Annotated in this window: 13 protein-coding genes; all 13 read left to right on the top strand. The window is 64.9% G+C overall.

The features are described 5' to 3' along the window. Positions 1 to 24: 24 nt before the first annotated feature. The 13 genes from sycN (at position 25) to Q4I12_RS09710 (ending at position 15,006) form a co-directional block, all read left to right on the top strand. Positions 25 to 399 (top strand): type III secretion chaperone SycN, encoded by a 375-nt coding sequence (gene sycN / locus Q4I12_RS09770; RefSeq protein ID WP_204625466.1) that lies wholly within the window; start codon positions 25 to 27, stop codon positions 397 to 399. Positions 400 to 401: 2 nt separating this feature from the next. Beyond that, positions 402 to 770, top strand: coding sequence for a type III secretion apparatus assembly protein SctX (gene sctX, locus Q4I12_RS09765; RefSeq protein ID WP_168934962.1), 369 nt, complete (start codon positions 402 to 404; stop codon positions 768 to 770). Between the two features lies 1 nt (position 771). Then, complete coding sequence (gene sctY, locus Q4I12_RS09760; RefSeq protein ID WP_168934963.1) at positions 772 to 1,128, top strand: type III secretion apparatus assembly chaperone SctY; 357 nt, start codon at positions 772 to 774, stop codon at positions 1,126 to 1,128. Continuing rightward, a complete protein-coding gene (gene sctV, locus Q4I12_RS09755; RefSeq protein WP_168934964.1) occupies positions 1,125 to 3,218 on the top strand; it encodes a type III secretion system export apparatus subunit SctV in 2,094 nt (697 codons plus the stop codon). Before sctY ends, sctV begins: the two co-directional genes overlap by 4 nt. Positions 3,219 to 3,227: 9 nt before the next feature. Continuing rightward, entirely contained in the window at positions 3,228 to 3,485 is a 258-nt protein-coding gene (sctS, locus tag Q4I12_RS09750) for a type III secretion system export apparatus subunit SctS (RefSeq protein WP_006004747.1), read from the top strand. Between the two features lie 64 nt (positions 3,486 to 3,549). After that, positions 3,550 to 4,386, top strand: coding sequence for a type III secretion system export apparatus subunit SctT (gene sctT / locus Q4I12_RS09745; RefSeq protein WP_302261445.1), 837 nt, complete (start codon positions 3,550 to 3,552; stop codon positions 4,384 to 4,386). 57 nt (positions 4,387 to 4,443) lie between these two features. Next, positions 4,444 to 5,487, top strand: coding sequence for a type III secretion system export apparatus subunit SctU (gene sctU, locus Q4I12_RS09740; protein WP_297137921.1), 1,044 nt, complete (start codon positions 4,444 to 4,446; stop codon positions 5,485 to 5,487). 3 nt (positions 5,488 to 5,490) lie between these two features. Further along, the gene (locus Q4I12_RS09735; protein WP_297137923.1) at positions 5,491 to 6,786 is read left to right on the top strand and encodes a sigma-54 interaction domain-containing protein; all 1,296 of its coding nucleotides are present in this window, start codon (positions 5,491 to 5,493) and stop codon (positions 6,784 to 6,786) included. Continuing rightward, positions 6,783 to 8,852, top strand: coding sequence for a SpoIIE family protein phosphatase (locus Q4I12_RS09730; RefSeq protein ID WP_302261444.1), 2,070 nt, complete (start codon positions 6,783 to 6,785; stop codon positions 8,850 to 8,852). Before Q4I12_RS09735 ends, Q4I12_RS09730 begins: the two co-directional genes overlap by 4 nt. Beyond that, positions 8,849 to 11,185 carry an MFS transporter gene (locus tag Q4I12_RS09725; RefSeq protein ID WP_302261443.1) on the top strand — a complete coding sequence of 779 codons (2,337 nt, stop codon included), beginning with the start codon at positions 8,849 to 8,851 and terminating at the stop codon, positions 11,183 to 11,185. The genes Q4I12_RS09730 and Q4I12_RS09725 overlap by 4 nt, the downstream gene beginning before the upstream one ends. Continuing rightward, on the top strand, positions 11,182 to 12,672 hold the full coding sequence (locus Q4I12_RS09720; protein WP_302261442.1) for a hypothetical protein: 1,491 nt from the start codon (positions 11,182 to 11,184) through the stop codon (positions 12,670 to 12,672). Before Q4I12_RS09725 ends, Q4I12_RS09720 begins: the two co-directional genes overlap by 4 nt. Continuing rightward, positions 12,665 to 13,858: an alanine racemase gene (locus Q4I12_RS09715; RefSeq protein WP_302261441.1), complete on the top strand. Its 1,194-nt coding sequence runs from the start codon at positions 12,665 to 12,667 to the stop codon at positions 13,856 to 13,858. The genes Q4I12_RS09720 and Q4I12_RS09715 overlap by 8 nt, the downstream gene beginning before the upstream one ends. Further along, positions 13,855 to 15,006: an ABC transporter substrate binding protein gene (locus tag Q4I12_RS09710; RefSeq protein WP_205906014.1), complete on the top strand. Its 1,152-nt coding sequence runs from the start codon at positions 13,855 to 13,857 to the stop codon at positions 15,004 to 15,006. The genes Q4I12_RS09715 and Q4I12_RS09710 overlap by 4 nt, the downstream gene beginning before the upstream one ends. Positions 15,007 to 15,085: the final 79 nt, after the last annotated feature.

Genomic DNA, 15,085 nt, shown 5'->3' with positions numbered 1-15,085 from the left:
GTCCAAGACATACGCGGAGATCTTATGCTGGACCACGAACTGAACGCTTTCGGCATGCGCATGGGCCTGCCCGGACTGGCCTTTTCACCGCAGGGGCTGGTGGCTCTTGATGTCAGCGGCATGGGGCGCCTGTATTTCGAAAAGCAGCAACGGCATGGCCGGGAAGAGCTGCTGGTCTATCTGGCCCGCCCCTTCCCCCCGCATGACAGCACGTTGCCCGAACGGGCCCTGGCCCTGTGCCATTACCGGCATGCACACGCTTTTTCCCTGACCGCCGGCATGAAAGGAGATACCCTGATCCTCCTGACCCGTCTGCCCGAACGGCAGACCACGGCCGCCCTGCTGGAAGAGGCCGTCATGGAGCTGGCCCGCGTCATGAACCATCTACAGGGAGCCTGATCATGGCAACATCCTCCATCAACCTGCTGGATCCCGGACTGGGGATACAGAACATCATGGACCCCGGGACGGCGGGGCACCTGCCTGATGCCCGTCCGCTGGCCTCCAGCGCCATGCGTGAAGCCGGTCTGGATGAGCTGTACAACAGCCGCAAGGCAGCCCAGCAGCTGGAGGCGGCCCTTTGTCCGCCCGTGGGCGACGGCTCCCTCCTCCAGCCCGAACTTTTCCATATGGAGCTGCAGGGCGCCCTGACGGCCCTCAGGGACAGCGACAAGCCCGCCGTGCGGGCTTTCGTGCGTGACGAGCTGGCGCCGCTGCTGGAGAACACCGAATTGCTCCGGGCCTATACCGGCCTGATGGTAGGAGGCTAGCATGGCGGAGGCCACCTCCCCGCTCACCACCGGCCAGGGCCGTGCCCTGCAGGTGCTGGGCCATCTTTTTCTGCGCATGGGGCAGTTCCAGCGTGCCCGCAAGCTGGCCCTGGCCCTGCTCGCCCTGGATCCCGCCGACCTCTGGGCCCGGCGCTGTCTTGCCGTGGCCTGGCTGGAGCTGGGCGATCCCGAGCGCGCCCTGGAACAGCTGGACCTCGTCCTGGCGGGCGGACCGCTGGCCTCCCGTGATGCCGTGCTGCATCTGCTCAGGGCCCGTGCCCTGTGGCAGGCGCAGCGCCCCGACGAGGCCCGCAATGCCCTCAATGCCTATCTTGCCGCAGGGGGAAGCCGCCTGTGAGCCTGTTCTCCGACGCACGCAACATCGTCTCCCTGACCACGCGCCACAGTGACCTGGCCTTGGTGGGCCTGCTGGTGGCCGTCATCGCCCTGATGATCATGCCCCTGCCCACGGCCCTGGTGGACACGCTTATCGGCGCCAACCTGGCCCTGTCCTTCGCCATCATGATGATGACCATGTATGTCAGGACACCGCTGGAGTTTTCTTCCTTCCCCACCATGCTGCTGTTCACCACGCTGTTCCGCGTGGGCCTGAACATCACCACCACCCGCCTGATCCTGCTCAACGCCGACGCCGGCGAGATCATCCAGACCTTCGGCGAGTTCGCCCTGGGCGGCAATTTCGTCGTTGGTGCCGTGGTCTTCCTGATCCTGACCATCGTGCAGTTCCTGGTCATCGCCAAGGGTGCCGAACGCGTGGCCGAAGTGGGCGCGCGCTTCACCCTGGACGCCATGCCCGGCAAACAGATGTCCATCGACGCGGACATGCGCGCCGGGGTCATCGACATGGAAGAGGCCCAGCGCCGCCGCGATGTCATCAGCCAGGAAAGCAAGATGTTCGGCGCCATGGACGGCGCCATGAAGTTCGTCAAGGGCGACAGTATCGCCGGCATGATCGTGGCCGTGGTGAACATCGTGGGCGGTACCGTCATCGGCATCACCCAGCACGGCATCTCTGCCGGGGAAGCCCTGGAGATCTACGGCATCCTGACCATCGGTGACGGCCTCGTCTCCCAGATCCCCTCGCTCATCATCGCCATCTCGGCCGGTATCCTCATCACCCGTTCCGGCGATACCCAGGAAGATGTGGGCGCGCAGATCGGCGGCCAGTTCTTCGCCCAGCCCAAGGCCCTGCTCATGGCGGGCGGGCTGATCTTCCTGTTCGCCCTCATCCCCGGTTTCCCCAAGCCGCAGCTGTTCGCCCTGGCCTTCGCCATCGCCGGGCTCGGCTACATCCTGGACAGGATACGTTCCGCCCCCGCGCCCCGGGATGCCCGCAAGGAGCTCAACCAGTCCCTCAAGTCCGCCACCCGCAAGGAACGCAAGGGGCGGCCCTCCGGTCCCCAGGACGACTTTGCCCCCACGGTCCCCATCATCCTCGACATTTCGGAGGGCCTGGCGGCGTCCCTGGACTACGACAACCTCAACGACGAGCTCTCCGCACTGCGCCGTGCGCTGTATTTCGACCTTGGCGTGCCCTTCCCGGGCATCAACCTGCGCGTTTCCTCGTCCCTGTCGGGCCTGACCTACGAGCTCCAGGTCAACGAGATCCCCATGTCGCGCGGGCATCTGGAACAGGGCATGGTGCTGGCGCGCGAAAGCGAGGACACCCTGCGCATGCTCGGCCTGGACGTACGGCGCGGAGAGAACTTCCTGCCCGATGTGGAAAGCCTGTGGATCCCGGCGGAAAAACAGGCCCTGCTGGAGCAGGCCGGGCTCTCCTGTATGACCCACTCGCGCATCCTGGCCTATCACCTTTCCCTGATCCTGGCACGGCATGCCTCCAGCTTCATCGGCATGCAGGAGACAAAATACCTGCTGGACCGCATGGAAGAACGCGCCCCGGACCTGGTGCGCGAGGCCACCCGTCTGCTGCCCGTGCAGCGTATCGCGGAGATCTTCCAGCGTCTGGCCCAGGAACAGGTCTCCATCCGCGACCTGCGGAACATCCTCGAGGCCATCATCGAATGGAGCCCCAAGGAAAAAGATACCGTCATGCTGACCGAATACGTGCGCGGGGCCCTCAAGCGCCAGATCAGCTACATGTATTCACGGGGCCAGAACATGCTGCCGGCCATCCTTATGGATCCCTCGGTGGAAGAGACCATCCGCAAGGCCATCCGCCAGACCTCGGCCGGGGCCTTCCTGGCGCTGGATCCCGACACCTCGCGCCGCTTCATCGCGGCCGTGGGAGCAGCGGCGGGCGATTACCGCAAGCATGTCCAGATGCCCGTCCTTCTGGCCAGCATGGACATCCGGCGCTATGTGCGCCGCCTTATCGAAGGGGAGCATTACCGCCTGCCCGTGGTCTCCTACCAGGAGCTCACCCCCGAGATCAGCGTCCAGCCCATGAACCGGATCCGCCTCTAGGAGCTAGGCATGGAACTTGCCATCGATTACGCCGTCAAGGCCCTGTACCTGGTCATGATCCTGTCCCTGCCGCCCATCATCGTGGCTTCGGTGGTGGGCATCGTGCTCAGCCTCATCCAGGCCATCACCCAGCTGCAGGAACAGACCCTGGCCTTCGGCGTCAAGCTGCTGGCCGTGGGCCTGACGCTCTTCCTTATGGGCAAATGGCTGAGCGGCGAGATATTGCGGTACAGCGAGGACATCTTCAACCGCTTCTACCTACTCTGAACGGCAGGCCTGGATACGGCTGACGGAAGAGGTGCCCCCAGGATACGCCACGGACAGGACACGCATGGATTTTTCGCAATTTTTGCAGGAACTCGGGGTCTACGGGCACCTCACGGCCTTGCTGCTGGGCATGCCGCGGCTCTTCGCCCTGGTCACGGTGGCGCCCTTCCTGGGCTCTGCGGTGGTGACGGGCCAGATACGTCTGCTGCTGGTGCTGGCCCTGTACCTGCCCCTGCATCCCGTCATCGTCAGCCACCTGACCGACGAGATCACGCTTTCCGCAGCGCTCTCCCTGGCGGTGGGCGGCAAGCTGGCCCTGCTCCTGCTCAAGGAGGCCGTGCTCGGCCTGATGATCGGCTTTCTTGCGGGCATCGTCTTCTGGACCGTGCAAAGTGCCGGTTTTTTCATGGACAACCAGCGCGGGGCCAGCATGGCCGAAGGAACGGACATCCTTTCCGGCGACCAGAGCAGCCCTCTGGGCCAGCTGCTGTTCCAGAGCCTGGTCTACATTTTTTATACTTCCGGGGCGTTCCTGGCCTTCATGGGGCTGGTGTACGCCAGTTACGGCATCTGGCCGGTGACGCAGCTCCTGCCCCTGGATGTGCCCCAGGGAGCGCCCCTGTATTTTGCGGAAAAGGTCGGCTGGCTCATGGGGCACATGCTGCTGCTGGCCGGGCCCATCGCGGCAGCCTGTCTTTTGACCGACGTGGCCCTGGGCCTGATCAACCGTTTTGCGTCCCAGCTCAACGTGTATGTGCTGGCCATGCCCATCAAGTGCGGCATCGCGGCTTTCCTGCTGTGCTTCTATTTTGGACTGCTGCTGTCGCATGCACCGGAACTTTTTGATTTTACACGGGAATCCATCCTCAAGCTGAATAATCTCCTGCCGGGAGGGGAATGATGCCGCCATGCCCGCAGGCCATGACGGCAGATGCGGAGCGCGGGAGACTTTGAGCCTATGAGCAGCGAAAAAACAGAACAACCGACCCCAAAACGCCTGCGGGAGTCCCGGGAAAAAGGGCAGGTCGCCAAAAGCCAGGACGTGCCTTCGGCCCTGACCGTCATGGCGGTGGCCGTCTATCTGCTGGCCATGTCTTCCGACATGCTCAATACCTTGCTGGCCATGGGCGAGGCCCCCATGCTGCTCATGGACAGGCCGTTCGAGGAGGCCCTGCCCCTGGCCGTCACGTCCACCCTGCTCTGCGCCCTGCGTGTGGCCCTGCCGCTCATCGGCATGGTCATGGTCGTGGCCCTTTGTGCCAACATGATGCAGGTGGGGGTGCTGTTTTCCGTACAGGCCGCCATGCCCAAACTGGAAAACCTGAGCATGAACAAATGGTTCAAGCAGGTCTTTTCCCTCAAGAACCTGGTGGAGTTCCTCAAGAACATCATCAAGGTGCTGATCCTGGGCATCAATGTGTACGTCATTTTTTCCGACTACATGCCGCAGCTGTTCCGCATCCCGCAGGGTGACATCGGCGACATGTGGCGCCTTCTCGGTTCCGTTTGCGGTGACCTTGTCCTTGTTTCGGCGGGCGTGTTCTGCGTCATCGCCGCCGCGGACTGGTGCTTCCAGAAGTGGCAGTTCAACAAGCAGCACATGATGAGCAAGGAAGAAGTCAAACGGGAATTCAAGGAAAGCGAGGGCGATCCGCTCATCAAGGGCAAGCGCAAGCAGCTGCACCAGGAGATGATCGCCCAGAACCAGATCGCCAACGTCAGGAAAGCGAAGGTGCTTGTGACCAACCCCACCCATTTTGCCGTGGCTCTGGACTATGAAAAAGACAGGACCCCCCTGCCCGTCATCCTGGCCAAGGGCCAGGGCGTGCTGGCCCAGCGCATGATCGAGACCGCCCGGGAAGAGGGCATCCCCATCATGCGCAACGTGCCGCTGGCACGCAGCCTGTACGAGCAAGGCACGGAAAACGCCTATATCCCCCAGGACCTCATCGGCCCCGTGGCGGAAGTGCTGCGCTGGGTGCAATCCCTGCGCCAAGGATAAGCCATGCACGAAAAGAACGCCCGAACCCTTGCCCTGCTGATACGCCTGTGCGACGACCTTGCCTGGGGTCGTCCCGCGGACGAGGATGCCCTGTTCGCCCTGACCCGGGAAGGCAGCTCCTCGCCGGAGCTGGAACGTCTGGCCGAGGCCTTCGGCATGATGATCGTCAAGGTGGAAGCCCGTGAATTCCACCGGGCGGAACTGCTGGAAAAGGTGGAACAGCTTTCGCAGGAGCTGGGAAAAAGCCGTCTGCGCCTGCACGAGGAGAACCGGCAGGTGGTGGAGACCCTGCAAAAGGAGTACAATGTCCGCCGCATCATCGGTCGCTGCCCGGCCATGCGCCAGGTGGTGGCCCAGGCCCTGGCCATCGCCCGGCGGCCCATCAACACTCTGATCCTGGGGCCTTCCGGCACGGGCAAGGAGATCTTCGCCAAGACCATCCATTACCACTCCCCCAGGCGTGATGCCCCCTTCGTGGCCGTCAACTGTACGGCCATCCCCGACTCCCTGTTCGAAAGCGAGATGTTCGGCATCGAAAAGGGCGTGGCCACCGGCGTCAGCGCCCGCCGCGGCCTGGTGGAAGAAGCTTCGGGCGGGACGCTCTTCCTTGACGAACTGGCGGACATGTCCCTGCCCAATCAGGCCAAACTGCTGCGCGTGCTCGAGGAACGGGAAGTCCTGCGCGTGGGCAGCGCCCGGCCCGTGCCCGTGGACATCAAGGTCATCGCGGCCACCAATGTGGACCTGCGGCAGGCCGTGGCCCGGGGGCGCTTCCGGGAAGACCTGTACTACCGCCTCAATGTGGCCGAGCTGACGCTCCCTCCCCTGCGCGAACGGGGCGACGACATCCTGCTGCTGGCCCGGCATCTGCTGGCCCAGCATGCGCACAATATGGAACGCGCTGCCCTGACCCTGGCCCCGGCCACCCAGCAGTGCCTGCTGGCCTACGACTGGCCCGGCAATGTGCGCGAACTGAGCAACGAGATGGAACGGGCAGCGGCCCTTACCGTGGATACGGTCATCCGTCCGTCGGATCTTTCTCCCAAACTGCTGGCCGCCCTGGCGCGCCACGGCTGCATAAAGACAAGCGCCACCGCCCCCCGGGAACCGCTGCCGGACATCCGGACGACATTTAATCTGGAACAGGCGGAGCGCCTGCTGGTACAGCGGGCCCTCGACGCCTGCCAGGGCAACAAGAGCCGGGCGGCGGAACTGCTCGGCATCACCCGGGAAGGCCTGCGCAAAAAACTGCTGCGCCTCGACAAGACGGCCCACGGCCATGACGGGGAGGAGGCATGAACGCAAGCCTGAGATTGCGGCTGGCCCTGCTGGTGGTCTGTTCCGTGGCCCTCACCGTCGCGCTGGTCCTCTACCTGACCTGGCAGCGGGTCGGGGAGACCATGATCGGGATGGAAGAAAAAAATTTCGCCACCCTGCTGCTGGTGGAAGAGGAACGGCTCAATACGGCCACCCTCAACCATCTGGCGGCCAAGGTGCGCTCCGTGCTCCTGCGCAAGGCGCAGCTGCGGGACACCTCCGCCCGCGTCCAGGCACTGCTGCGGGCCCTGGCCCCGCAACGTCCCGCGGGCAGCGGGCAGGCCCACCTCGTCCTGCAACCCCTGCTGTCCGCCATGGACGCCGCCAGCATCGCTCTGGTGGATGACGTCGACAGTATCCGCATGGAGATCCTGGATACGGAAAAACTCCGTAGCGGCCAGACGAGTCTTCTGGGCCTGTCGTCCAGTCTGCGGGATGCCAAACAGCGGCCCGTGCAGCGCCTGCTCAAACAGTTGTCCCGGGATGGTGATTTTGCCGTTTTTGACCTGCCCCGCCTCGTGGCCACCAACGAAGGCCGCATGGTCCCCTCCGGCACCTATCGCCCCGTGCTGACCTATTTCCTGCCTTTGGACGGCCACAGGCCGTCACGGGAGATCCTGGTCTCCATGATCCCCCTGGACGATCTGGAAAAGATGGCTGTCCGGGCCCAGATGCAACTGCTGGAGGACACGCGGGAAAAATTCAGGGAGATGTCCCTTTATCCCGGCGGGCTCGTGGCGCTGCTGGACGGTGACGGGCATATCCTGGTCTCCAGTGGTGACGGTCTTCTTCCTGACGGCCTCGACGCGGCCCGGGCAGAAGCCCGCCAGACGGGCATGGCCAAGGTCATCCTGCCGTCGGCACAGGGCGATATGCTCTGCCTGCTGGGCAGCATCCGGGCCTTTGGCTGGTATGTGGCCCTGACGGCCCCCCTTGACGAGATACGGGAACCTTCCGACAGCCTGCTGGCCAGCCTGCTGGCCGTGAGCCTGCCCATCATGCTGCTGGTGGCTCTGGCGGCCCTGCTCATGCTCATCAGGACGCTGCGTCCCCTGAAACTGCTGACCCGCAAGACCCGTCAGCTGGCCGAAGTGGATTTTGCCGCCCCCGATGCCCTTGACCGGCTCGAGCCCCTCCTCAGCCAGGGGCTGCCGCTGGAACGTCGCGACGAGCTGGGCCAGCTGGCCCGGGCCTATGCCCATCTGGGCGGGGCCCTTGCCACCAACATCCGCAATCTGATGGAGGCCACCGCCAGCAAGGAACGTATGGAGGGCGAGCTTTCCGCCGCACGCGAGATCCAGATGGGCATCCTCCCGCCCCCGGACGGAGCTCCCGAAGTGTGCGGTTTCCGGGCCTCGGCCTTTCTGGATCCCGCCAAGGAAGTGGGCGGCGACATGTACGACTTTTTCGTCACCAGCGACGGGCGGCGGGCCCTTGTCCTGGGAGACGTGTCCGGCAAAGGTGTCCCGGCGGCCCTGTTCATGTCCATGACCGTCACGCTCGTGCGCTACGCCCTCGGCTCCGGGCTCGATCCGGCGGCCGCCATGTCGCAGGTCAACGCCATGCTCGAGGCCCACAACCCGGGCAACATGTTCGTGACCCTTTTCCTGGCCCTGTATGACCCCCAAAGCGGTGAACTGAGCTACGCCAACGGCGGGCACTGCCCGCCCTACATCATCGATGCGGCCTCGGACGCCCCGCCCCGCATGCTGGACAAGCTGAGCGGCCCGCTGGTGGGCGTCATCCCGGACATGGAATACACGCTGTTCACGGAAACCCTCAAGGAACAGGAGACCTGCCTGCTCTTTACCGACGGGGTGACCGAAGCCATGAACGGCGACAAGGAACTGTACGGTGAGGCCCGGTTGCAGGATTTCCTGGCCGCCCATCGCGGGGCCTCGCCCAGGGAACTGCTGACGCTCATCTTCTCGGAGCTTGTCCGCTTCCGGGGAGAAGAGCCCCAATCCGACGACATCACCATGCTGGCCTTCTGTCGCACGCACAGTGCGAGCGTGGCCCAACCTGCCTCTCCCCGGACATTCTCATGACCATGCCTTGCTCTTCGATGGACCAGCGCGCGCCCTTGGGCCGCATCCTGGCCGGATGGATCGCCATCCTCCTGTGCAGCCTGCTGCTGTACGATGCCCTGCTCTATTCCTCCCTGCGCACGGCCACACGGGAGGGGACGCAGGCATCGGCCAGTGTGGCGGCCACGGCCCTGAAAAGCCGTATGGCCATAGGGATCCGCTTTGGCAAAAAGCTGGAGACCTACCACAATGTCGACCGTCTGCTGGCCAGTGTGGGCCAGGCTGCCGATATGCCGCTGGCCGTACTGGATGCCCGGGGCATGGCCCTGCATCACTGGGGGCGCTTCCCGCTTTTGCCGGACATCAGCGACCGCCTGCCGAAAACGGGAACAGAGGCTGTCCTTTCCCTGAAGGACGGGGAACTGCTGCTGGCCCCCGTCGCGGACCGGGACGAACACATCGTGGGCCATATCGCGGTCTGGATGCCTTCCCGCAATCTGGATGCCACACTCAGGGATCTTTTCCGGCAGCAGCTGCTCTTTCAGGGCGGGCTGGCACTGGCAGGGATACTGCTTTTGTCCCTCTGCCTTGGCCTGCGCCGTTCCGGAGGCATGCCCCGCAATCTGTGCATCGCCATTTTCCTGCTGCTCATGCTGGGCAATGGGGCCCTGGCCCTGCATGCCGTCAGCCGGCAATATACGCAGGGGCTCAGGAACGATGCCGCGCATACCGGCGCCATCCTGACCGAGGACCTCAACCGCCTGCTGCTGGTGGGTGTCTCCCTGGACGATACCAGCCGCCTGTCCGCCTATCTGACCCGGGCCGCCACCGCCCACGGTGACGATCTTGTCCTGGAGGTCCTGGCGCCTTCCGGTAAGGTATTCGCATCGAGCCACGCTTCCGGCCCCCTTCCCGAACTTTTGCCGCCCGGCGAGGAATTCCCCCTGCTGGAGCTGGCCTCGGCCTTTTCCGTCAGCGGGGATTCGCCGGAGCAGGGCTGGAAACTGCGGGCCACCCTCACGCGCGGTCCCTGGCTGGAGCGCCTGATCGCCAACGGGCTGGACATCCTGACCCTGGTGGCCATCTCCCTCATCTTCATGGTGGAGATGTTCCTGCTGCTCTCCCGCAGTCTGGAAGCCCGCCTGCAGGGGACGACGCAATCCCACGCTCACCGCAGCGCCCTGTTCCGCCCGCTGATGTTCGTCTTCATCCTGGCCATGGACATGACCATTTCCTTCATCCCCCTGCGCATGGCCGAACTCACCACCACGAGCATACTCCCGCGCGACGTACTGCTGGGCCTGCCCATCTCCGCAGAAATGGGCATGACCGGCCTCAGCGTGCTCATCGCCGGGACATGGATGAAGCGCAAAGGGGCCCGGCCGCCCCTCATGACGGGCATCATCTGTATGGCCCTGGGCTATCTGGCCTCCATGCTGGCCTGGACCCCCTGGCTTTTCATCGCCGCCCGGGCGCTGGTGGGACTGGGCTACGGCCTTTCCCTGCTCACTGCCCAAGCCTACACGGTGCGGAACGGCAAACTGGCCGACATGTTTGCCGGTGTCTATGCCGGATCCCTGTGCGGCAGCGCCCTGGGGGCCATGCTGGCCGAACGTCTGGGCTACGGTCCCGTTTTCGCCATCTCCGCCGTCATCCTGGCCTGTCTGGCCCTGGTGCCCCTGCGTCTGCTGCGCGGACAGGAAAAGCAGGAAGACGTCCGGGAAGAAGCCCCGGCCGCCAGACTGACGCTGCCGCAGATCCGCCGCCTGCTGGCGGACCGCCACTTCCTGGCTTTCATCCTGCTGGCTCTGCTGCCCTCGGCCCTGCTCTGCGTGGGTTTCCTCAACTACTTTTTGCCTGTCTTCCTCAAGCAGGCCGATGTGGCCCAGTCCAACATCGGACGCATCTACATGCTCAACTGCCTCATCGTCATCTACAGCGGTCCCCTTTTCGCCCGTCTGGTCGGCAACAGCCTGCACAAAGGCCCGCTCCTTTTCTGGGCCGGCATCCTCTCGGCCCTGTCCGTGGCCTGTTTCTGTTTCCTTCCTCCCCTGCCGGCTTCGGTGGCGGGCTCCATCCTGCTGGGACTGGCCACCGGTCTCAACATCCCGGCCCAGAGCGAATTCCTGCTGGAACTGGACATCGCCCGGGCCATCGGTGTGGATCAGGCCATGAGCCTGCTGGATGCCCTGCAACGCGTGGGGCAGGTCATCGGCCCGGTCTGCGTGGGGGCTGTCATGGCCATCATGAGCGTGGATGACGCCGCCCGCTGGGCAGGCATCATCCTGGTGGCCATTTCCCTTCTTTTCCTGTTGCTGGTCCGCCCGGCCCGCCATTCGGGAGACAGGGCATGACCTCCGCCCGGGACTGGATCCGCAGCCGTTGCCCAGAGGCATTGGCTGCCTTCGAACAGGCAGGAGCGCAGACACTGGCGGACTATGCGGCAGGCTTTGGCGCGGATGCCGCCCTGCCCAGGCCGCCGCAAGCCGCTGACGACCTTGTGGAACTGGCCGCCGCGACCTGCGCCCGGCTGTATTCGCCCGATCTGGGGCAGGCCCTGCGCCGTGAACTGGAGAGCGATCTCCATGCCCTCACGGCCAACCATCACGGTGTGGATTTCCACCCGGAATTCTTCCAGGGCGACTTGCTGTTCGCCATGAGCTGCCGTCACGCCGTGCCCCTGTTCAACTGCGGCGCTGTCCCGGCCAACAACGTGGCGTATCCTCGCGGCATCCTGCTGGGATGCGGCACTCCGGAAGAGGTGAGTTTCCGCAGCCGCAAACTGCCCATCCTGCCGGGAAGGGACCGGCATGGGCTCATCAGCGTGCGCCCGGCGTTCACCGCCGCCGAGGTCATCCTGCCCTCGCAGCTTTCCGGCCAGCCGGAAGAGCCGCATGCTCTGGACCGTCTTGTCCAGGCCGTCTACCGCCATCCCCGCGTCCTGGAACAGCAGACATTCCGGGATCAGGCCAGCCTCATGAATGCCCTGCTGTGGCAGCAGGTCATCCCGAAAAGCTGTGATCTCCCGCCGCTGGTCTCGCTGGACATGCAATGGCTGTGCGGTCGCCTGATCACGGCCGATCTGGAACAACCGGACAGCCTTGTCCGGCACCTGCTCCTGCATCCGCCGCTGGCCGCTGCTATCTGGGATGCCCTCAACGGGCAACGGGCCTGCTGGACCGGGGACGCGCAAGGCCTGCAGCGAGGCACCTTCCTGTTCTGGGGCGTGGACGGCAAAGGCCGGGCCCTGGCCCTGCGGCCTGCCTGCGATTTCCGCTCGCTGGTGGCTGTCCGGGATGCAGGCTGGCGCCTGCCGCTGGATGCCCGCACCCTGGGCAGGGCCCTGACGGAAGAGCGCATCCTCCCCTCGCTTTTCCTTTATTTCGCCACCGTGACGGCGGCCAGGGGCCTGCGCTGTGCCGGAGGCATCTTCCAGACCTCGTACCTGCCGCGCATGATCCGGGGCATCTGTACGGCTCTGCGGCACTGCGGTGCCGACGGGCCGGCCACGCGCATCGCCGGGGCATTCCGGCCCTGTCCGCCCTGCACGGGCCTGCTGCCCCTGCGTCTGCCCTGCCCTGACGGCCCGTTGCGGCAGACCGGCCGGGGAGCCGGCGCCGCGGACCTCTGGCTGGCCGGCGGCCTTTCTCCCGCCCTGTGGCAGTCACTGCGGCACAGCCGGGTCGATCATGCCCTGGCAGCCTCGCTGCCGTATCATTATGAAGACCTGTCCGCTCAGGAGATGCGACCGCTGCTGCTGGACAGCCTTTTGCAACAGGCCCCGCCCATCGGGAGCCTGCCCTTTCTTGCGCCTTCCCCCCTGGAGATGCCTCATGCCTGAACTGGAGATAAATCTGGATGCCCTGGCCCATAATCTGCGTCTTGTGCGGCGCCAGGAACAGGCCTGGGGCTTCCGTTTCCTGCCGGTGCTGAAGATGGTGGCTTCCCACCCGGACGTCGTCGATTTCCTGCGTACGCAGGGCTATGCCCGCTACGGCATCGCGGATATGACGGAGCATCTTCTGTACGGACAGGAGCCGCCTGCACGCACAGGGCGCGTCCTGATCAATCTGGCCCCCCCGGACAGGGCGGACGACGTCGTCCGCCTGTTCGAACGCAGCGCCTTTTCCTGTGAGACGACCTTCCGGGCCCTGGATGCTGCTGCCCGTGCCGCGGGTCTGCATCACGAGGCCCTGCTCATGGTGGATATAGGCGACATGCGCGAAGGGATCCCGCAGGAAGATGCCCCCGCCCTGCTGCGGGCCGTGGCGACCGCGTCGCAGCGTGCGGCCCATGGGCCGGGCGCCCATGTGGCGGGCATCGGCGTCAATCTCGGCTGCCTGTACGGGACCTGTCCGGACGACGAGAACATGGCCCTGCTCGAAGCCCTGGCGGCCCGGGCAGGCACCCTGCTGGGGCATGCCCTGCACCGGGTCAGCCTGGGCGGGAGCATCTTCTGGAACTGGTTCGCCCGCCGTCACGGGCATGGACCGCATCTGCCGCCCGGCTGCATCATGGAATTCCGCATGGGGGATCCCCTGCTGCTTGGCCGGGACATGTACCGGGACGAAGCCCTGCTGGCCGGGGACTTCCGGCAGGATATCTTCCGCCTGTCGGCCACGGTGCTGGAAGTGACGGAACGGGACATCCGTCCGCCCCGACAGAGCGTCCACAACGGACGGGGGCTGCACGCCGACTGCCCTGATCTGGGAAAACGGCTCCAGGCGCTGGTGGACTGCGGCAGCCTGCATACGGACGTCCGGGGCCTTTCCCTGGCCCGCCCGGACTGGCGGATATCCGATTTCAGCGGCAATTACGCCATCCTGGACTTGAGCGGCTGCCCACAGGCTCCCGTGCCGGGGGAACATGTCCGGTTCATCCCGTCCTATTGGGCCGTGGCCCGTACCTGCCGTATGCCCCACATCCGCAAGACCCTTATCCACGATACTCTGCCGGGACCATCCCTTCCCGACTCCCGGCCCGCCTCTCTCCAGCAGGAGACGGCGCCCCTTTCGGAGGTTTCATGAAGACGTCACGATATGTTGCCCCTGTGCTTGCCTGCCTGCTGCTCCTGCCTCTGCTGCTCCGGGACTGCGCCTTTGCCGCCCCTGCGCAGGCCGATCCCGACGGGGAAAAGGTATGGCGGGTGATCTATGTGGAAGGCGGCCCCTTTTCCGATTACCAGCGTATCTTTCAGGGACTGGCCCTGGGACTGGAGGAACGCGGACTGATCGAGAACGGGCATGTGCCCCTGCCCAAGGACAGCGAAGAAGCCCGCGGCATGTGGGAATGGCTGCACCAGCATGCAGGCGGCAAACGTCTTGTCTTTCCGGCGGACGGTTTCTACTCCGCGGACTGGGACGGCCAACAACGGGAAAAAGTACGCCAGGAGGTCCTGCGCCGCATCCGGGAAAAGAAGGACGTGGACATGGTCCTGGCCTTCGGGACCTGGGCCGGACAGGATCTTGCCGCGCAGGATCTGCCTGTTCCGGTCATCGTCTCGTCCGTGACCAATGCGGTGGACGCGGGCATCATCCCCTCGGTGGAAGATTCGGGGCGGGACAATCTGGTGGCCCCTATCGAGCCTGACCGCTTCAAGCGCCAGGTCCTGCTCTTCCACGACATCTTCGCCTTCAAAAAGCTCGGCATCGCCTACGAAGATACCCCGGCCGGCCGCGGCAGCATCGCCCTCAACGAGATCGAGGATGCCGCCAGGGAACTGGGGATCACCCTGCTGCGCTGTACCGATACCTTCGACATCCAGGACACGGACCTGGCCTCGGAGCGTCTGCTGGCCTGTCATAAAAAACTGGTGGACCAAGGGGCCGAGGCTGTTTACCTCACGTATAATGTCGGTCTGCAGGCCGGTGCCATGCGCAGGGTGCTGCAGCCGCTGGCCGATGCGCATGTCCCCACCTTTTCCCAGCTGGGCGCACCGGACGTGATCCACGGGGCCCTGCTGAGTGTGGCGCAATCCAATACGGCCGAAGAAGGCCGCTTCAGCGCCGGTCTGGTGGAGGCCATCCTCAAGGGCGCACGCCCGCGTGATCTCTCGCCGGTCTTCGAAAGCCCCGTCAGCATGGCTCTGAACCTTTTCATGGCCACGCTCATCGGCTGGAACCCGCCGCTGGAAGTGCTGGCCGCCGTGGACGAATTCTATCAGGAGATGAAGTAGCCACAGCCCCCTAGGACGCACGAAACACGAAAGGCGTACCGGATACCGGTACGCCTTTTTTGTCTGCCGGACGACATGC

The sequence above is a fragment of the Desulfovibrio piger genome, assembly GCF_951793255.1.
Lineage (GTDB): Bacteria > Desulfobacterota > Desulfovibrionia > Desulfovibrionales > Desulfovibrionaceae > Desulfovibrio.
Note: the sequence above shows the minus strand (reverse complement) of the source record. Positions and strands in the feature narration are given on the sequence as shown.